20 protein-coding genes are annotated in these 18,633 nt (G+C 66.5%); 8 read left to right on the top strand and 12 right to left on the bottom strand.

Annotated features, from left to right (window positions below):
* Nucleotide 1: 1 nt before the first annotated feature.
* From QSJ19_RS23135 to QSJ19_RS23120, 4 genes are all read right to left on the bottom strand, one after another.
* Nucleotides 2–697: a GltB/FmdC/FwdC-like GXGXG domain-containing protein gene (locus tag QSJ19_RS23135; RefSeq protein WP_286323358.1), complete on the bottom strand. Its 696-nt coding sequence runs from the start codon at nt 695–697 to the stop codon at nt 2–4.
* Entirely contained in the window at nt 685–1,590 is a 906-nt protein-coding gene (locus QSJ19_RS23130; protein WP_286323357.1) for a class II glutamine amidotransferase domain-containing protein, read from the bottom strand. The genes QSJ19_RS23135 and QSJ19_RS23130 overlap by 13 nt, the downstream gene beginning before the upstream one ends.
* 52 nt (nt 1,591–1,642) lie before the next feature.
* The gene (gene glnT / locus QSJ19_RS23125) at nt 1,643–2,989 is read right to left on the bottom strand and encodes a type III glutamate--ammonia ligase (protein ID WP_286323356.1); all 1,347 of its coding nucleotides are present in this window, start codon (nt 2,987–2,989) and stop codon (nt 1,643–1,645) included.
* 202 nt (nt 2,990–3,191) lie between these two features.
* Entirely contained in the window at nt 3,192–4,079 is an 888-nt protein-coding gene (locus QSJ19_RS23120) for a LysR substrate-binding domain-containing protein (protein ID WP_286323355.1), read from the bottom strand.
* 110 nt (nt 4,080–4,189) lie between these two features.
* Here QSJ19_RS23120 and QSJ19_RS23115 point away from each other — a divergent pair, with 110 nt between their 5' ends.
* Genes QSJ19_RS23115 through QSJ19_RS23095 form a run of 5 tightly spaced genes read left to right on the top strand, consistent with a single transcriptional unit; the run spans nt 4,190 to nt 8,022 of the window.
* The gene (locus tag QSJ19_RS23115; RefSeq protein ID WP_286323354.1) at nt 4,190–4,804 is read left to right on the top strand and encodes a HutD/Ves family protein; all 615 of its coding nucleotides are present in this window, start codon (nt 4,190–4,192) and stop codon (nt 4,802–4,804) included.
* The gene (locus tag QSJ19_RS23110; protein ID WP_286323353.1) at nt 4,801–6,051 is read left to right on the top strand and encodes an allantoate amidohydrolase; all 1,251 of its coding nucleotides are present in this window, start codon (nt 4,801–4,803) and stop codon (nt 6,049–6,051) included. The genes QSJ19_RS23115 and QSJ19_RS23110 overlap by 4 nt, the downstream gene beginning before the upstream one ends.
* A 51-nt stretch (nt 6,052–6,102) precedes the next feature.
* Entirely contained in the window at nt 6,103–7,296 is a 1,194-nt protein-coding gene (locus QSJ19_RS23105; protein ID WP_286323352.1) for an NAD(P)/FAD-dependent oxidoreductase, read from the top strand.
* 58 nt (nt 7,297–7,354) lie between these two features.
* A complete protein-coding gene (locus QSJ19_RS23100) occupies nt 7,355–7,627 on the top strand; it encodes a type II toxin-antitoxin system Phd/YefM family antitoxin (RefSeq protein WP_286323351.1) in 273 nt (90 codons plus the stop codon).
* Complete coding sequence (locus QSJ19_RS23095) at nt 7,624–8,022, top strand: type II toxin-antitoxin system VapC family toxin (protein WP_286323350.1); 399 nt, start codon at nt 7,624–7,626, stop codon at nt 8,020–8,022. Before QSJ19_RS23100 ends, QSJ19_RS23095 begins: the two co-directional genes overlap by 4 nt.
* Before the next feature lie 27 nt (nt 8,023–8,049).
* Here QSJ19_RS23095 and QSJ19_RS23090 read toward each other — a convergent pair whose 3' ends face one another.
* Nucleotides 8,050–9,081 (bottom strand): hypothetical protein, encoded by a 1,032-nt coding sequence (locus QSJ19_RS23090; protein ID WP_286323349.1) that lies wholly within the window; start codon nt 9,079–9,081, stop codon nt 8,050–8,052.
* An 83-nt stretch (nt 9,082–9,164) separates the two neighbouring features.
* Between QSJ19_RS23090 and QSJ19_RS23085 the strand changes: the two genes are divergently transcribed.
* Nucleotides 9,165–9,758 carry a TetR/AcrR family transcriptional regulator gene (locus QSJ19_RS23085; RefSeq protein WP_286323348.1) on the top strand — a complete coding sequence of 198 codons (594 nt, stop codon included), beginning with the start codon at nt 9,165–9,167 and terminating at the stop codon, nt 9,756–9,758.
* Between the two features lie 55 nt (nt 9,759–9,813).
* On the opposite strand, the gene QSJ19_RS23080 is transcribed toward QSJ19_RS23085, so the two are convergent.
* The 7 genes from QSJ19_RS23080 to QSJ19_RS23050 form a co-directional block, all read right to left on the bottom strand.
* Complete coding sequence (locus QSJ19_RS23080) at nt 9,814–11,163, bottom strand: ammonium transporter (protein ID WP_286323347.1); 1,350 nt, start codon at nt 11,161–11,163, stop codon at nt 9,814–9,816.
* Nucleotides 11,164–11,224: 61 nt separating this feature from the next.
* Nucleotides 11,225–12,265, bottom strand: a complete 1,041-nt coding sequence (locus QSJ19_RS23075; protein WP_286323346.1) for a heme-dependent oxidative N-demethylase family protein — start codon at nt 12,263–12,265, stop codon at nt 11,225–11,227.
* Complete coding sequence (locus QSJ19_RS23070) at nt 12,262–13,185, bottom strand: PDR/VanB family oxidoreductase (RefSeq protein ID WP_286323388.1); 924 nt, start codon at nt 13,183–13,185, stop codon at nt 12,262–12,264. The genes QSJ19_RS23075 and QSJ19_RS23070 overlap by 4 nt, the downstream gene beginning before the upstream one ends.
* Nucleotides 13,186–13,307: 122 nt before the next feature.
* Nucleotides 13,308–14,873, bottom strand: a complete 1,566-nt coding sequence (locus tag QSJ19_RS23065) for a heme-dependent oxidative N-demethylase family protein (RefSeq protein ID WP_286323345.1) — start codon at nt 14,871–14,873, stop codon at nt 13,308–13,310.
* Nucleotides 14,870–15,859, bottom strand: a complete 990-nt coding sequence (locus QSJ19_RS23060; RefSeq protein ID WP_286323344.1) for a PDR/VanB family oxidoreductase — start codon at nt 15,857–15,859, stop codon at nt 14,870–14,872. The genes QSJ19_RS23065 and QSJ19_RS23060 overlap by 4 nt, the downstream gene beginning before the upstream one ends.
* Nucleotides 15,856–16,410: a dimethylamine monooxygenase subunit DmmA family protein gene (locus tag QSJ19_RS23055; RefSeq protein WP_286323342.1), complete on the bottom strand. Its 555-nt coding sequence runs from the start codon at nt 16,408–16,410 to the stop codon at nt 15,856–15,858. The genes QSJ19_RS23060 and QSJ19_RS23055 overlap by 4 nt, the downstream gene beginning before the upstream one ends.
* Before the next feature lie 6 nt (nt 16,411–16,416).
* Entirely contained in the window at nt 16,417–16,803 is a 387-nt protein-coding gene (locus QSJ19_RS23050) for a cupin domain-containing protein (RefSeq protein ID WP_286323341.1), read from the bottom strand.
* A 185-nt stretch (nt 16,804–16,988) separates the two neighbouring features.
* Here QSJ19_RS23050 and QSJ19_RS23045 point away from each other — a divergent pair, with 185 nt between their 5' ends.
* On the top strand, nt 16,989–17,714 hold the full coding sequence (locus QSJ19_RS23045; RefSeq protein ID WP_286323340.1) for a DUF1275 family protein: 726 nt from the start codon (nt 16,989–16,991) through the stop codon (nt 17,712–17,714).
* Nucleotides 17,715–17,770: 56 nt separating this feature from the next.
* The gene (locus tag QSJ19_RS23040; RefSeq protein WP_286323339.1) at nt 17,771–18,631 is read left to right on the top strand and encodes a ribokinase; all 861 of its coding nucleotides are present in this window, start codon (nt 17,771–17,773) and stop codon (nt 18,629–18,631) included.
* Nucleotides 18,632–18,633: the final 2 nt, after the last annotated feature.

Raw genomic sequence — 18,633 nt, 5'->3', positions numbered from 1 at the left:
CTCAGTAGGCAGACGTGTTGTCGACGTGGAAGTGGTAGAGCTCGCGGGCCGACCCGTATCGCGTGTAGTCCGTCGGGTCGTCGTCCTTGAACCCGGCGGCCTTGAGCAGGCCGGCCAGTTCGTCGAGGTGCTCGGCACGCATCGGCTTCGCGATGCAGTCGGCACCGAGGGAGCCGACGTCACCGCGCACGTAGATCCGTGTCTCGTAGATCGAATCGCCCAGACCGTCACCGGCATTGCCACGGATGACGAGACGACCGGCCTGCGCCATGAATGCGCTGTTGTGGCCGACGTCGCCGCCGACGACGATGTCGACACCCTTCATCGAGATCCCACAGCGCGCCGCTGCGTCGCCTTCGACGACCAGGAGACCACCATGCGCGGTCGCGCCTGCCGACTGTGAGGCGTTGCCCTTGACGACGACGGTGCCGCTCATCATGTTCTCGGCGACACCCGTTCCCGCGTTGCCGTTGATGGTGATCTCGGCCTGCTGGTTCATCCCCGCGGCGTAGTAGCCGACATGTCCGTTGACGGTGATCTTGACCGGCGCGTTGACCCCGGCGGCGACGCTGTGCGCACCGGACGGGTTGTCGATCACGATCTCGCCGGACACGTCGTCACTGTGCAAGGCCCCGTTGACGTCTCGCAGAGACGTGGTGGCGAGGTCGAACGTGTGGTTGGGGTTCAGCGTGTCCATGCGTAGACCACCTCCGGCTCGGGTTCCCAGATTCGGGCTTCGGCGACGCCGGGCAGGTGGGCCAGTGCGCGGTACTCGCTGGCCATGGCGACCCAGTCGTCGGTCTCGGCGATGACCGCCGGCTTGCAGGCGATGGCGTCACGAACCACCGCGAACGAATCGTGATTCGACACCAGCAGGGTGTAGAAACCGTCGAAGGTGGCGCACACCTCTTTCAGCGCGGTCTCGACATCCTTACCCTGCGCGAGCTGGTGCGCGACGAAGCGCGCTCCCACCTCCGTGTCGTTCTCGCTGTCGAACGACACGCCCTCGGCGCGCAGTTCGCGGCGGATCGTCGCGTGATTGGAGAACGAGCCGTTGTGCACCAGGCACTGCTCGGGTCCGACGGCGAACGGGTGTGCGCCCGATGGGGTGACGGCAGACTCGGTGGCCATACGGGTGTGTCCGACACCCTGCCAGCCGCTCGCGTTCGACAATCCCCACGCCCGCACCAGATCACGCGGCGCACCGACGCCCTTGAGGACCGTCATGTCGGCGCCGAAGCCGGCTACGAGCGCCTCCGGGTACACCGTGGTGGCCGTCGCGAGCAGGGTCTCCGAGTCGACCTCGGCGCTGAGCACGAGTGTGGCGTCGACGAGCCGACCCGTGACCTCGCTTCCCAGTGCTGTGCCGACGGCGATGGTCGCGGCGTCCAGTTCATCTGCACCGATGCCGGTTTCGAGCAGCGACACGCAACCCTGCCCGGCAGGTGACCAGGTCGGATCGCCGTAGATGGCGATGCCGGCCGAATCGGCGCCTCGGTCCTGCATCTCGCCCAGCATCTGGCCGAGAAGCTCACCGAGGCGAGGATGGAGTTCAGGGTTGCGCAGGTGCAACCCGACGATTCCGCACATGTCGTCTGTAGTCCTTGTCTGTCTGAGAGTAGCGGCTGTCTGATCAGGCGGGTTAGAAGGCGGTCAGGTAGTTCTCGATCTCCCAGGGGGAGACCGCGGAGTGCCACGCGAAGAACTCTTCGCGCTTGAGTCGAGAGAAGTAGTCGGAGACGAGTCCGGCATCGCCGGACCCGGCCTCGGGCACTGCGGCGTTCAGGACGCCGGAGATGACCGGATCCGCGTCGAGCGCCTCCACCGCGTGGAGCAGCGTGAGCGGTAGCGACTCGATGTGCTCGGGACATCCACCGATCACGCCCGGGTCGAGACTGCGCTTCACGCCGTCGAGCCCGGCGCCGAGCGCGGCCGCGATCGCCAGATACGGGTTGGCGGAACCATCTCCGCCACGGAGTTCGACGCGCTGCTCATCGGGCACCCGCACGAAATGAGTCCGGTCGTTGCCGCCGTAGGTGGGACGTCGAGGAGCCCACGAAGCGCCAGAACGTGTCGCGGTGGCGCCGGTTCGCTTGTAGGAGTTGACCGTCGGGGCCATCACAGCCTGCAGGGCACACGAATGTTCGAGGATGCCGCCGACGAATCCGTATGCGGTCGGCGACAATCCGAGACCACGCTCATCCTCATCTGCGGCGTCGGGGAACACGGGGGTACCGCCGGAGGTCAGTGACAGATGGAAGTGCAGACCGGAGCCGGTGCGCTCGGCGAACGGCTTGGGCATGAACGTGGCGACCATGCCGCGCTCGGCCGCCATCGTCGAGAGCAGGTAACGCAGCGTGATGACGCGATCGGCGGTGGTGAGGGCCTCGGCATATTTGAAGTTCTGTTCGAACTGACCGTTGCCGTCCTCGTGGTCGTTCGCGTAGTTACTCCACCCGAGCTGGTTCATCGCCGTGGAGACCGCGGTGAGATGGTCGTACATGCGGGTCAGGCCGCGAACGTCGTAGCAGGGCTGATTCGAATCGTCGGCATCGTCGGCGGTCACGAGTGACCCGTCGGCAGCGCGCTTGAGCAGGAAGTACTCCACCTCGGCGCCGACCCACGGCTCGAAGCCGGCGTCGGCGGCCTGCGCGACGAGCGACTTGAGGATGTTGCGCGGCGCGAACGGCCACGGCTTGCCCTCGACGTGGGGATCGCAGTGGACGACGGCCAGCCCCTCCTTGATGAACGGGATCGGTGTGAAGGACGCGATGTCGGGGATGGCAATGAGGTCGGGGTCCTTCGGCTCCTGGCCGATGGCACCCACCGCGTAGCCGGCGAAACCGACTCCGTCGGTCGCCAATTCGTCGACGGCCTCGACGGGCACGAGCTTGGCGCAGGGCTTGCCGCGGAGGTCGACGAACAGGGCCAGGATGAACTTCGTCCCCGAGGCCGCACACAGGTCGGCGAGTTCGTTGCGGTCGGTCATGGTGGTTCTCCGTCGGTGAGGGTGTCGAGATCAGTATGTCTGCTGCTAGGAAACTTTGTCTACAACGAGTAGACATCCCGATTATTTCCACCCTGTTACGACGTCGTGAGTCCTGTGTGTCGATCGCGCACGATGTGCGCATTCACATGGCGGGCATCCCGACATGTGCCACAGATGCCGTTTGACGGGACTACCCGGCCCCTCACCCATCCACTCGCTGCGCGGCCCGCAGACATTCGACGAACCCGTCAACGGCGGGATTCGACGACTCCTCGGGACGCGCGATCAGCAGCGCCGTCGTCGGCGCGCCGTCGATGGGACGGATGACGACATCGGTCGGCCGGAATCGCGACACCGAGGCCGGGAGGATGGAAATGCCCACCCCGGCGGATACCAACCCGGCCACGGTCTCGTGGTGGATCGCCTCCTGGACGACGAGGGGTTCGGCGCCGATCGCGGCGAACATCGCCCAGATCTGCGCGACGTAGGCGGGCATCAGATCATTCGGGAAAAGGATCAGTCGTTCGTCGACCAGGTCATCGACCCGGAGGTTGTCGCGTGGAGCCAGCGGGTGCTCGACCGGGAGGACGGCGACCATCGGCTCGGAGAACAACGGTTCCACCCCGAGACCGGGCTCTGCGCCCCCGGATCGGATCAGCCCGACGTCGAGTGATCCCGCCGCGAGCGCATCGAGTTGTTCGCGGGTCGTCAGCGGCGACAGGTCGACGCGCACGTGCGGATGGATTTCCCGGAAGATCCGCAGCCCGGGAGGCAGCACTGTGCCGCTGGCCGAGCTGACGAAACCCACCCGGATGCGCCCGCGACGACCCTCCGCGTGGTCGCGCGCCTCGACTACCGCATCATCGAGTCGTTCGAGCAACTCACCCACCCGTTCGGCGAACACCTCCCCGGCGCCGGTCAGCGCTACGCGTCGGGTGGTGCGGTCGAACAAGCGTGCACCGACTTCACGTTCCAGATCCTTGATGTGCGCGGTGAGCGGAGGCTGAGAGATGTGCAGGCGGGCGGCCGCCCGTCCGAAGTGCAGTTCGTCGGCGAGGACGCGGAAATAGCGCAGGTGACGGAGCTCCATGATGACTATTCTCAAAAGCAGAATAATCACAGTCAAATACATATTGGAGTTTTCACAATCTGCGTCGTCTACTGAAGATCCACCGACATCACCGCGGACGGATCACTCTCATGACGATCGATCACATTCCCCTCGACCACCCGATGGCTCCACCGACCGGACCGGTCGTTCGCGCGTCGACGCTCCCGCCGACGCCGTGGCGCAACGGTGCGGGTGTCACCCGGCGCATCGCCTCGGGAACAATCGCCTCGCGCAGCACCGACCACCCGGACTGGACGCTGAGCCTCGCGGACATCGAGACCGACTGCGCGTTCTCGCTGTTCCCGGGGATGCGGCGGACTGCGGTAGTCGTCGGTGACGACCCGGTCGACCTCACCGTCAACGGGACGACCCACACCCTCGCGTTGCTCGACCGCATCGGCTTCGACGGCGAGGACGACGTCCGCGCCACCCCGGCTCGACGCCCCACGCGATTGCTCAACCTGATGGCCCGCCGCGAGACCTGCGACGGCACCCTCACGCTGCGCAATCTGCGCGGCGCTCACACGATCGGCCCCGACGACGACGCCGTGTTGACCGTGCTCGCCGGTTCCCTCGAGATCGACGGCAAGGAATTACGGCGCTGGGACAGCCTGCTTCTCGAAGGTTCGCCGCGCGACGTCACCGGAGCCGCGACCGTCGCCGTCGCCCACATCCACCCGTCTACAGAGGAGAGCTTGCCGTGACCGAATCACTCACCCGCACCACCTCGGTGAGCGGCCTGCTCGCCGAGATCGCCGAGATCGGAACCGACAGCGCCCGAGGTGGTTACAGCCGCCCCGTCTATTCGACCGCTGAACTCGAACTGCGCGAGTGGTTCACGGCGGCCGCCGCGCAGCGCTCGCTCGAGATCGAGACCGACCGCAACGGGATCATCTGGGCCTGGTGGAATCCCGCAGGATTGCCACTCGCCGACGCCGTGGTCACCGGAAGCCATCTCGACTCGGTCCCCGGCGGCGGAGCCTTCGACGGCCCGCTCGGCGTCGCCTCCGCGCTCGCCGCCATCGATTCACTCCAGGCGGGCGGCATCCGCCCGGACCGGCCGCTCGCTCTCGCGGTCTTCCCCGAGGAGGAGGGCTCCCGATACGGATTGGCCTGCCTCGGCTCGCAATTGATGACCGGGGCTGTCACGCCGGAACGGGCCGCCGCGCTCGTCGACGCCGACGGCACCACCTTCGCCGACCTCGCATCCCGCAACGGTCTGGACCCGCGCGCCATCGGTCGCGACGACGAACGACTCTCACAGATCGGATGTTTCGTCGAACTCCACGTCGAGCAGGGACGCGGACTGATCGACCAGGGCCGTGCCATCGCGATCGGCTCGTCGATCCTCGGGCACGGACGGTGGCGTCTGTCGTTCAGCGGCCAGGGGAATCACGCGGGCACCACCCTGATGGACGACCGCCGGGACCCGATGCTGGCCGCGGCCGCCACAGTCCTCGATGTCCGGCGCCTCGGCAGGATGGTCGACGGCGCGCGCGCGACCGTCGGAAAACTCGACCCCGTGCCGGGTGGCAGCAATGTGATCGCCTCCCGCGTCGACGTCTGGCTCGATGTCCGCCACTCCGACGACGCCGTGGTCGCCGCACTGGTCGCCGACATCGCCGCCGCCGCAAGGGAACATGCCGCCGCCGAGAACTGCGCGATGATCCTCACCGAGGCGTCGATGAGTCCACGCGTGGACTTCCATCCCGGTCTGCGCGGCCGACTCTCCACGATCCTGCCCGACGCACCCATCCTTCCCACCGGCGCCGGCCACGACGCCGGCGTGCTCAAGGAGGAGATCCCCACCGCGATGCTGTTCGTGCGCAACCCGACGGGCATCTCGCACTCCCCCGACGAGTACGTCGAGGACCCCGATGCAGATGCCGGTGGCGATGCTCTCGCCGCCGTGCTCGCCGAACTGCTCACCCAGCCGGGCGACGTCAACTGACGCTGCTCCGCAAAACCTCTCCCATCCTCATCCACCGAAAGTGAACCCGACATGACCTCCACCACCACCCGCTTTCTCATCGTCGGCGGCGGACTCGAAGGACTCGCGATCGCCTGGTCGCTCGCCGATCAGGGCGAGACCGACGTCCTCGTCGTCGAACGCGACACTCTGTGCTCCGGCATGACCGGAAAGTCCAGCGGCGTCGTGCGCTGCCACTATGGCAATCCGTCGCTCGCCGCGATGTCGTGGTACGGCGTCGACGTCTTCACCCGCGCGACCGAACTCTTCGGCGACGACATGGCGTTCCAGCAGTGTGGCTATGTCGTCGGCGTCGGCGAGAACAACGTGGCCCCGTTGAACGCCAACGTCGAGCTGATGCAAGGCCTCGGCATCGACGTCTCGCTGATCGGCCACGACAAGATGACTGAGCTCTGGCCCGGTCTGCACCTCGATGACTTCGCCGCGTTCGCCTACGAACCACTCGGTGGTCGCGGTGAGGCCTACATGGCGGGCATGGCCTTCGCCGCCGCCGCCCGCAAGCTCGGCGTGAAGGTCCGCCAGTCGACCACTGTCACGAAGCTCCTGCAGGGCGACGACGATCGGGTCATCGGTGCCGAACTCGCCGACGGCAGCACCATCCATGCGGAGACCGTGATCGTCGCGGCAGGTCCGTGGACACCCGCGCTGACCGAACCCGTCGGCGTGCCCGTGGACGTCCGGGCCCAGCGGGCGCAGCTCGTACTGATCGACCAGGGCGAGCCGACCCCGGTGGTTCCCGTCCTGTCCGATCTGGCCGGACTCTCGTACGTGTGCCGCGAGCCCAACGGCGAACTGCTGGTGGGCAACTCCGATCATGCTGTGCCGCAGTACATCGACCCCGACAACTACATCAACCGCGCCGATGAGAGCACCATCGACAAGATCATCATGAAGATGGGTCATCGCCTGCCGGACATGCCCGACCCGCGCATCACGAGCAGCTACGTCGGCGCCTACGACGTCACCCCCGACTACAACCCGATCATCGGGCCGTCACCGGTCGACGGCCTGTTCCTGGCGACCGGTTTCTCCGGTCACGGATTCAAGATCTCCCCCGCCGTCGGCAAACTCGTCGCCGACCTCCTGCTCAGCGGTTCGACGACACTGAAGAACGTCGATCCGCATGACTTCCGGTACTCGCGATTCGCCGAGGGCGATCTCCTGCTGAGCCTGAATCCGTATGAGGGGGCAGGCGAGATGCGATGAGGCTCAGCCACTGAGCCACACGAGCAAGAGTAGCACATCGTGTGCTACGCTCGCCTCCATGACGACCATCGGTGTCCGCGAGCTTCGCCAGCATGCCTCTCGCTACCTCGCGCAGGTCGAAGCGGGCGAAGAGATCTCGATCACCAATCGCGGCAAGACGGTGGCACGACTCGTGCCGGTCTCTACCGAGACCTCCGGACGCGAGGCCTTGATCAGGACCGGTGTTCTCACGCCCGCGCGGAGCCCCGGCTCTCTCCACATGATCGCGGTCGAGGACCTGCCCGTCGGAGACCTGACGTCGGAGCTCGACCGCGTGCGCGACGAACGATGATCTACGCGGACACCTCTGCCATCGTCAAACTCGTCGTGTCCGAGGCCGAGACATCTGCACTCATCGCCTGGCTACGGCAGCATGCCGATGAGAACCTCGTGACCAGCGCGTTGACACGAGTCGAACTGATGCGCACCGCAGTTCGCGACGGAAGCAGCGGACTGGTGGATCGCGCGAGCAAAGTGCTCGACGGCATCGACATCATCCCCATCACCGAGGCCGTCATTACGCGCGCCGAGACTATCGGTCCATCGACCCTGCGTTCACTGGACGCCATCCACCTCGCATCGGCCGCCCACATCGGCGAGCAACTCACCGGTGTGCTCGCTTACGACCGCCGGCTGTTGAAGGGATGCGTCCACGTCGGCTACCCCACATGGTCACCCGCACAGTGATCCACGGATCCACGCAGGCATCGAAGGCTACGAGGTCACGACACCGTCGTCGACCGCATGCCGTCCGATGTGGATCTCGTCCTCGTCGACCTCGTGGGAACGCCGGTTCCGCCAGACGCCCAGCACGTACAACGCGAGGCCGCCGACCAGCCAGCACACCAGCACCACGATCGCGTGAAGGGCCCCGTTTCCGTTGAAGAATGCGACGTCTCGCAGCATGGTGCCGGTGGCACCGGGTGGCAGGAGCTGACCGATGCGGCCCCAGGGCGTGGGGATCATCTCAGGTGCACTCGCCAACCCCGACAACGGGTTCCCGAGGAAGATCAACAGGATCGCTGCGATACCCAATCCGGCCCCGCCGAGGAGCTCACGTAATCCCAGAACCGCGAAACACGTTGCGGCGATACCCAGCATCGCGGCAAGACTGGTCACCCAGTAGTTGCCGTCAAACGTGCCGATGACGTAGGTCAGGGTGGCCACGAGGACCAATCCGCCCACCACCGAGACGCCGAGAGCGGTGAGCACCCGGGCACCCGGGGTATGGATCAGCAGCATGATGACCATCGCGCTGATCCAGCCACCCAGCGCGAGCGGCAATGCACCGGCGGCGAGCCCGGCGCCCTTGGGATCGTCTGGTGGGAATGATCGGATGTCGACGGTCTGCGACGTCCCACCGGCAGTCTGCGACACGCGACTTCCGATCGCCGAGATGGCCGTGGCCACAGTGGGACTCGCCGCCGAAGCGACCATCGCGTCGACGTTTCGGCCCTCGACGATCAGCGACCCGTAGATGTCGCGGTGCTCGATCGCCTCGCGTGCGGCCTCGGAACTGTCGTAGCGGGTGACATCGAAGCCGTCGAGCTGTTGACTCAGACGATCGGCCTGCGCCGCCGGCGCGACCACCCCGATCGGGACGTCGTGCGGTCCGGAGTTGGCCGCGGGGAGCGCGAACGCGGTGACCATCGCAGCCAGCAGCGCGGCGACACCCACGACGAGTCCGATGACGGTGCGTGGATTCGGACGGGCGGCGGTTCCGCCTGCCGGGGACAGCATTGCCATGTCAAGTCCTTAAGAAACGGTACGTTTCCTAAAACGGTAGGCTATCGTTCTAGGAAACGCAACGTTTCTTACGAGGAGTGAGGGTGGCGACACGACGCCGGGGCGCCGATCTCGAGGCCGCGATCCACGCCGCCGTGCAGAGCGAACTGATGGCACACGGCTACGCCCAGCTGACCTTCGAGGGTGTGGCCGCAGCCGCGGAGACCAGTAAGGCCGTCTTGTACCGGCGGTGGCCGACCAAAGCCTCGATGGTGTTCGCCTCGATGGTCGGCGCTGACTCCTCCCCGCTGCACACCCCCGACACCGGCTCGCTCGTCGACGACCTCACGCAGCTGCTGCGCGACGGCAACGAGCTCTTCATGCACCGTGGCCGCGGCATGATCCTCGGCATCCTCTCCGGTGCCGACGAGACGACTGCCCAGGCTATGCGGGAGGTCATCTTCCGACGGTCGGCCGATGTGGTCGGCCCGATCGTCGAACACGCCCGTGCGAGAGGCGAACTCGGTCCATCCCCGATCCCGACACGCGCACTCGCACTGCCCATGGACCTGTTGCGGAACGAGACACTGTTACGGCGGTCGCTCGATGACGCGGGGATCGCCGAGATCGTCGGCGTCTGTGTGGTGCCGCTGTTTCGGGCGTTGAGTTCGGCAGACGCGGGCGAGGGCCCACCGTGACCGGTGAACCCCCGCTGGATGTCGTCCCCGCCGACGTGGCTGCGATGGACGCGGATCAGGTGGATGCCGGCACCGGCTCCGCCGCTCCCGCATTCGCCGGACCGACCTTCGGCGGAACGGTCGCGACCAGACCCGGTGCATGTCCCACACCGGCTGCCGGGATCTCGTAAGCGGTCTCCGCATGAACGGTCGAGTCGAGGCCGTTCATCTCGGTCTCCTCGTCGACACGCAGGGTCATCACCTTGTCGAGGCCCTTGGCGATCAGCCAGGTCACGACGAAGGAGTAGGTGCAGGTGATGACGATGCCCGCGAGCTCCCTCCACAGGATGCCGATGTCACCGCCGAACAGGATGCCCTGCACTCCGGCGGGAGCCGACTCCGAGGCGAACAGCACGATGCACAGGGTGCCGACGATGCCGCCGACGCCGTGCACGGCGAACGCGTCCAGGGTGTCGTCGACCGTGAACTTGCTCTTGAAACTGAGCAGAAGCGCGACGACGGCGGCCGCGAGCAGGCCGACGCCCAGCGCACCGAGCGGCGTCATCGTGTTGGCGGCCGGGGTGATTCCGACGAGTCCTGCGACGGCACCGGTGATCAGGCCGAGTGAGGTGGCGTGACCCTCGCGCCACTTCTCGATGAGGCAGAAGCCGATCATGCCGGCGCTCCCGGCAAGCAGGGTGTTGAGGATGACGACCTGGGTCAGGAAGCTGGCCCCGAGGGCGCAGCTGCCGTTGAATCCGAACCAGCCGAACCAGAGGATGCCACCGCCGAGCAACGCCATCGGGACATTGTTCGGGCGCTCCATCCTCTTGCGGCGCGCCCCGAGCACCATGGCGAGGGCCAGGGCCGCCACACCGGAGTTCATGTGGACGGCCGTGCCACCGGCGTAATCGTGAATGCCGATGTCGTTCAGCAGGAACCCACCACTGATACCGTCACCGTCGGCGGCGAACACCCAGTGTGCAACCGGGAAGTACACCAGCGTCAGCCAGATGGGCGCGAACACCAACCAGGCCGAGAACTTCATCCGGCCCGCCGCACCGCTGGCGACAATGGCGATGGTGATCGCCGCGAAGAGGATGAACCAGGCGGCGAAGTACAGCACCTGCGTGCTGCCCGAGCCGTCGTCGGCCATGTTCGATCCGAGGCCTATGTAGTCCATCGGATTACCGATGATGCCCCAATCGTTCAGCGACGGCCCCGACACGAGGCCATAGCCGTAGAGCACATAGAGCACGCTCGTGATGCCCAGGGTGACCATCACCATGGTCATCATGTTCAGGACATTGCGTGACCCGACCATGCCCCCGTAATACAGGGCAAGGCCGGGGAACATCAGCAGCACGAAGACAAAGGCCGCGAGCATCCACGCCAGGTCGGCGTTGGCGGCGAGTATCGGTTCCATTCTAGAATCCTCGGGTAATGTTGTGGGACAGACAAATCGGAGAGAAAAAGCGAGGCGGACGTCACTGTCCACGAAGATGTGCCACGACGTCGTCGCGGTACTCGAGAAAGCCTTTGTAGGCGGCGATGGGCTCGCTGAGGGTCTCGATGACGGTGGCGAGCTGACCGGCCCATTCCGGTATCCGCCGGATCTCCGCGAGGGAGGCCATGAAGGTGCGGATGTTGAAGGTGACGGCCCCGGACATCGGGAGCCGGATGAAGTGCTCGAGCTCGATGCGCAGGTGTACCCGATCGAAGTCTCTGTCCCGCAGCATCTGCGGGATGTCGTCGGCCCATTCCGGCAGCTCCTCCAGGCTCACATCGAGTTTCGGCGAGTCCGATGCGGACAGTGTCCAGTTGACCCGGCGGTACACCTGATCGGCGGGAAGGCGCCGGAGGAAATGTTCGGCCCGGGCCACGATCCCCTGCCGGGTGAGACCCGGTACCGGGGCGTGGATCTCGTACATGTCCATACCGACATCGAAGGACACCGACCAGGCGGCCGCGAAGGTCACGGCGCCGGCATCGAAGTACAGGTGTCCATCACGTTCGATCACCAGGAGCAGATCGTCGGGGACCTCGCGGGCGAGGAAGTCGAGCGGACCATTCGGCACCGAGTCGTCCACACCCAGCACGAAGTACTGATCGGTGCCGAGAAGATCATTCCGCCAGTGGAATCGGGCATCTCCGTACTCGGTGAGGTGCATGGTGCCGGGATTGCTCAGTGCGAGGTCGCGGAGGTAGTAGAGCAGCAGGTCCCAGCAGGCGAGCTCCATTCCGGGCCGGACCTTGACGCGGTGCGGGTCAGCATCGAGGATGCGCCGGCGCTCGGCCATGATCATCGGGTACTCGCGACCACCGAGATCGACGATATGCCTTCCCCATTCGCCACCGCGGGTCGCGCGGGGAATTCGCGCGGGCTCGACGTTGACGCTGTAACGGAACTCCTCGAGCTCATCCGGGAAGGGCCAGGGCAGATTCGCCAGGTGGTCGACCCTGGCGGTCGCGTCGCGATCGGAGGGATCACGGTCGGTCGCGCCGACACGTCCGGTGGTGATAGTCATAAGTCCACCTCGATGTTCTCGCCGCGGGAGACGCAGCACAGCATGCTGTCGCCGGCCGCCCGCTCCTCGTCGGTCAACACGAAGTCCCGGTGTTCGACGTCGCCGGAACGAATTCCGATGCGGCATTCGCCGCACACTCCTTGTCTGCACAGGTTCGGAACCGGGAGCCCGTGATCGAGCATCCGCTGCAGCAGCGACACCCCGGCAGGTACGTCGATCACCGCACCTGTCGAGGCGACACGCACCGAGAACGGTTCTCCCGGTTCTTGTTCGGGCGCGGAGAAGCGTTCGAGATGCACGCGTGCCGACGGCCAGCCGGCGAGTTCCGCGACCGCGGTGTAGGTGTCGAGCATGCCCGCAGGGCCGCAGGCATAGGCGTGGGTACCCAGCGGTTGAGCGCCGAACCGTTCGGCGAGCAGCCATCTCGTGTCATCAGCGCCGGACACCTCGAACAGGGTCAGATCAGAACACTCGGCAAGGGAACGCAACTCGTCGAGATGGGCGGCGTGACCCGGCCGGTAGGAATACACGATGTCTGCTGTTCCGCCCCGGCGGGCCAGCGATCGTGCGTGCGACAGGATCGGAGTGATCCCGATCCCGCCGGCCACCAGCAGGGCGTGTCGCTGATCCCAGACCGGTGCGAACATCGACCGTGGCCCTTCGACATCGAGGAGTCCGCCCTCGACGAGGTTGTCGTGCAGCCAGTCCGAGCCGCCGCCCGCTCCGCGCCGGAGCACCGAGATGCCGTAACTCGACGGGAGGATGCCGTCGTCGACGAGCGAGTAGGCGTTGCGATGCGCACCCGCCTCCACGATCAGGTGACTGCCCGGTTGGTACGACGCCAGTGCTGATCCGTCGGCGGACACCAGCCGGACGTGATTGATCTCCGCCGTCAGAGCTGTCACCTCGACGGCCCGCATCGTCCGACGACCGGTGCTGTAGCCCGGGTGCTGGTGGCCCGGGTGCCGATGGGCGGACTGCTGATCCGCCGGTGATGTCACCGATCGTTCGCCCACAGCTCGCGGCGTGTCGGACAGCAGCATCACTCTTCGACCTCCGTGTCGGAGGCGGAGGCGAGAAAGCCTCCGCGCGTGGCGGAGTGATGGGTGTGGATCTCGACTCGTCGGGCGCATCCCGGGCACTCGACGACGGCCCCGGGCATGCCGTCGACGCGAAAGGTGTCCCGGCAGTGGGCGCAGTACAGCGGGAGGTCGCGGGTGTGCACGACGAATGCGGACAACTCTGCGGCGACCGCTCCGTGGTCCCGGGCAGTCGACAGTGTGGTCATGACGTCGTACTGGCCGCCGACGACATGGATGCGCACACCGGTGGTGGTGGACGCCAAAGCCTCGGCCAGGGCGATCTTGTCGGCGGGCGAGGACAGCGAGTCCAAGACGACGAGCCGCGTCGGACCGATCGACTCCGCGGCGGTGACCCAGCCGCGGGACACCTGCCCCACCATCGGCTCCCCACCGATCGCGACGACCAGGAACGAGGCGCCGGACTCATCGACGGCCTCGGGTACTGCAGGCCAGAGCGGCAGGCCCTCGCCGGGCCGTTCGTCACGAGCGGCACTCCCGGCCGGGTGGGCCGGTCCGGCATCGCGGAGCCACTGCGCGGCGCGTCCCCGATACTTGATGACGCCCTTGTAATCGGCCATGTCGTCGGGCAGTTCGTCGAACACCTCTGCGGCCCGGAGCCGCCACGGGTCGATGGTGGCGAGTGTTTCGAGCGGCAGCATGTAGGTGCGGATCAGGAACATCACAGCTCCGGAATCCGGGAGCCGGATGAGGTGCTGCACCTCCACGCGCAGGTGGACGAGGCGCCCGAAGGTCTCATCGTCGACCTGTTGGATGGTCTCACGATCCGGTCCCCACTCGGGGTACCGCTCGGTCGACACATCGAGCCGACGGCCGATCGTCAGGGTCCAGTTGGTACGGCGGTACGGTCGATGCGGTTGCAGCCGTTTGATGAACTCGTGTGCGCGGGTGATCACGCCGTCGCGGCGCACCCGGGGAACGGGTCCGTGGATCTCGAGAAAGCTCATCCCGACGTCGAACCCGAAACTCCAGTCCGCCGCGAACGTGACCACGCCGGCGTCGGCGAACAACTGCCCGTCACGCTGATCGAGCAGGACGACGTCCTCCTGGATCTGACCGCAGATGTAGTCGAGCGGATCGGTGGGCAGCGTCGAGTCGTCGCCGTAGACGAAGGCCTGCTCGATCCCCAGCGGCGAGTTCTCCCAACGCCACTCGTCTCCATCGCGCTGCAGCGTGAACCGGTCGGGGTAGGCGGTGGCGAGTTCGGTCATGATCGTGACCATCGCGTCCCAGATGGCAGGGCGCATGTGTGGGAGGACCGCGTGCCGGGTGTCGTCGTCGGCGAGAATAGCTGCACGCTCGGTGATCTCATGCCGGTACTCACTGTCGACGTCGATCACCCGATCGCCCCACTGCCCGGCGGCGGTCGCCACGGGCTGATGGGCGGGCTCGACGTTGGTGCTGTACCGGTAATGATCGTCGACGAAGGGAAACGGGAAGCCGGCGACGAGTTCGGGCTCGAGCGGCACGGTGTCCGAATCGGGCGTGTGCGGCGATGTGATGGTCACAGGGGTACCTCCAGGATGCAGCCGGCGGCCGCCCGCGAGACGCATGGCATGAATGCGTCGCCGGCGGACTTCTCGTCGTCGGTCAAGTACAGGTCACGGTGATCGGCGGCGCCCGAGGACAAGGGGATTCGGCATTCTCCACAGACACCCTGGCGGCAGCGATTGGCCACCGTGATCCCGTTGTGCTCCAGTGTTTCCAGAACCGATGTTCCCGAGGGCACGTCGAGCGTCAGATCCGACTCGGTGAGGCGCACGACGAATGGCTCCCCGGCGTCGAGCGCGTCCGCCCCGAACCGCTCGAGATGAATCCGCGACTCCGGCCATCCCAGATCCTGCGCTGTCGTGACGACATGATCGATCATGCCGGGCGGCCCGCACATGTACAGGTGCGTGCCGATCGGCTGATCGGCCAGGGTTGCGGCGAGCCGCTCGGTGAACCCGGACTGGTCGACGAACAGTTCGGCCTGCCGACCTGCGAGAGCGATGACGTCGTCGACGTGCGCGCCGCAGCCGGGCCGGAAGGTGTAGAGGAGCTGGACGTCTCGGTTCCAGCGATGTGCCGCCCGCAGATGGGACAGGATGGGAGTCACCCCGATGCCGCCGGCGACGAGCAGATGCTTCATCGCCCGCGGGGCCGGTGGGAATGCGCTGCGCGGCAGCTCGACCTCGACCGGGTCTCCCACCGACAGCATGTCGTGCATCCAGCACGATCCGCCGTTGCCGTCAGCGAGGCGCAACACCGAGATCTGATAGGTCGTCGGTGCGACACCGTCGTTGGTCAGACTGTAGGCATTGGTGCGATCGCCGGCACCCACGATCAGATGACTGCCCGGCACGAATCCCGGCAGCAGCGAGCCATCGGGCGCCGCGAAGGTGAAACTGCGGATTCCGGTTGCGGCGTCGACGATGTCGGTGACGACGAGCGTGCGCCGCACATTCGGGGTTCGTGCCTCGTCCACGGGTGCACCGGGAATGGTGGCTGTCATGACTGGGAACCTCCGGCGGTCGGAGGCGACGCCTCGGCGTCGACCATGAAGCCGAGGTAGCGGCCGCTTCGACGCGAGACGTGGTGATAGACGAGCAGATGACGGTCACAGCCGCCGCAGTCGACGATGTCGTCGACCGCGGCGACTGCGGATGTGATTGCGCGGCAGTGCGAACAGAAGATCTCGATGGCCCCTGCGCCGACCGTCGTCACGTGGATCTCGTCATCCTCGAGCCCGGCGGAGGTCGCCACCCCGCGCAACGCCAGAGCGGCGCCGGCAGGAGCGACGATCACGAGCCGGACCCCGACGCGCGCACGCCACAGCTCATCGCGCAGTGCCTGGGCGGCGGAGTCCGCGTCGTCGAAGGTGAGGGTCCGCAGGGCGATCTCGTCGGGGAGGGCGTCCACCCATCGCCGGAGGCCGTCGCCCGTCGCGGCCCCGACGCCGAGCAGGATGTACGACCGGCCCGACAGTGGCGGCAGCTCGGTGTCGTCGGCCGAGACCCCGGGGCGGGCCCATGTCGGGATGCTCGAGAATGCGATCTGCGACATGGCCCCTCAGAGGAGGTCGGCGTCGCGGTGCCCGGCGTAGAACGCCAGGGCATAGCTCGGGGTACTGAAGTAGATCTTCGAGCCCTTGGGGAAGAAGATCGCGTCCTTGGCCTTGGCGATCCGGGTCTGTCCGGTCTCCTTGTTCTCCAGGAGGAACTCGCCCTCGAGAACGACCTTCATCTCGTCGTACTCGTATTCGTAGTAGAGGGGGGCGTCGGTGTGACGCAGTTCGAAGTATCCGGAGCACATGACGCTGCCCTGGGGGTTCTCGTAGACGTCGCCGATGAATCCCTCGGTTCCGGGATACTCTGACTCGGCCATGCGGGGCAGGTTCTCCCACGCGCCGCCGGTCACCAGGAACGGTGTGGCGGTATCGGTGCTCTCGACGGTCATGTCGTCCTCCAGATCGTTGTTCGGCCCACCACATCGGTGGCTAACATCAGTAGACTTTGTTCGTCCTCATGAAACCCACCGGGTGTTACGTGGCGATGACGCGGTCGTTTACCGATGTAAAACATGATTCACCCCAGGTGGACGTGACCAGTGTTGCTACCGGCCGCGCTTGTGCCCGGAGTCACGTGGCATACCGCCGGGCCTTCGGGTGGGCTGGTGAGGACCGCCGTTCGATCATCGATCACGACTGGAGTCGACACGTGGCGACCATCAACGCCTCACCCACCACCGAGATGAGCAGAGAACTTCTGTACTCGTCGGGCTGGTACGTCACATTCATGACCGGCAACACCGAGCGGATCATCCTCCAACACATCAAAGGTGCTCATGCCCTGGGTATCTCGGCTCTGGTGACTGTGCTGACGTTCGTCCTCGGCGTCATCGTGGCGACACTCGCCCGGCTCTACGTCTGGACGAAGGCCCGTCACGGCGCCACGGTCCTCACCGCCACGTCGACGGTCGCCGCCTCCGCATCGGATGCCGCCTTCAGCTCACCCAAGGACGAGTTCGGCATCGCCCCGGTCCTGTGCCTCGCCTTCGGACTCGGCGCCCTCAACACCTCCATCAGTCGCAAGGGTGAGGTCGTGATGCCGCTGTCGTACGTCACCGGAACGCTCGTCAAGATCGGCCAGGGCGTCGGATTGCACATCGCGGGCAAGAAGCGCTGGGGATGGGTCGCCCACGCCAGCACGTACGCCGGATTCCTGCTCGGGGCAGGCGTCGGTGGCCTTCTCTTCAACGCATTCGACGAGCGGAACTCGCTTCTCACACTTGCCGCGGTCGCTGTTGCCATCGCCGTGGTCACCTGGCGCCTGGACCATCCGCGGTTCCTCGAGAAGGACGGTCACTGAGGAGCATCGCCGACAGATGCCTTCATGAGCACCGAGCGACGGTGGATACTCGTCTCATGGGCACCTCCGTGGATGTCGCCGTGGTCGGCACACTCAATGTCGACGTTGTCGTTCGGGTCGACCGTCTGCCGGCACCGGGCGAGACCGTCCTCGGTCACTCGATGTCGGAACGTCTCGGCGGCAAGGGCTTCAATCAGGCGTTGGCGGCCGCCGCTCTGGCGACCACAGCTCTCGTGGGCGCCGTCGGCGACGACGAACCGGGCACCGGGATGCGGTCGGCCGTGCGCGACGGAGGCGTCGACGTCACGCATGTCGTGCAGGTACCCGGACAGCGCAGCGGTCAGGCCATCATCGAGGTCGACGACGCCGGCGAGAACCGGATCGTCGTGCTCTCGGGGGCCAACGCCGCGTTGACCCCGGTCGTTGTCGAGGACGCGCTCGACGCGCTCGATCCGAAGGTCGTTCTGACACAACTCGAGTCGCCGACGGCGGTCACGGAGGCGGTGGCGGGATGGTGTATTCGGAACCGGCGACGACTGCTGCTCAATCCGAGCCCGGTGGACGCGCTCGACGACGCGATCGTCGGCGCAGCGGACCCATTGGTGGTCAACGAGGGCGAGGCCGCGTTCTACGCGGGCGTCGAGGGCGATGATCCGGATGTCGTCGCGCGTCGGCTGCTCGAGGTCGCCCGGTCAGCGGTGATCACGCTGGGCGCCGACGGGGTGGTCGTCGCCGATCACGCTTCGGTCGAGAGGATCGCGGTCGAGCAGGTTCGGGCGGTGGACACCACCGGCGCCGGCGACGCCTTCGCCGGAACGCTGGCCGCACATCTCGCTCACGGCTCGGATCTGGACGCGGCCGCGCGACAGGCCGCTGCTGCGGCGACAGCCCTTGTCGCGCGACCACGTGGCGGGTGAGG

The sequence above is a fragment of the Gordonia sp. ABSL11-1 genome, assembly GCF_030315685.1.
GTDB lineage: Bacteria > Actinomycetota > Actinomycetes > Mycobacteriales > Mycobacteriaceae > Gordonia.
Note: the sequence above shows the minus strand (reverse complement) of the source record. Positions and strands in the feature narration are given on the sequence as shown.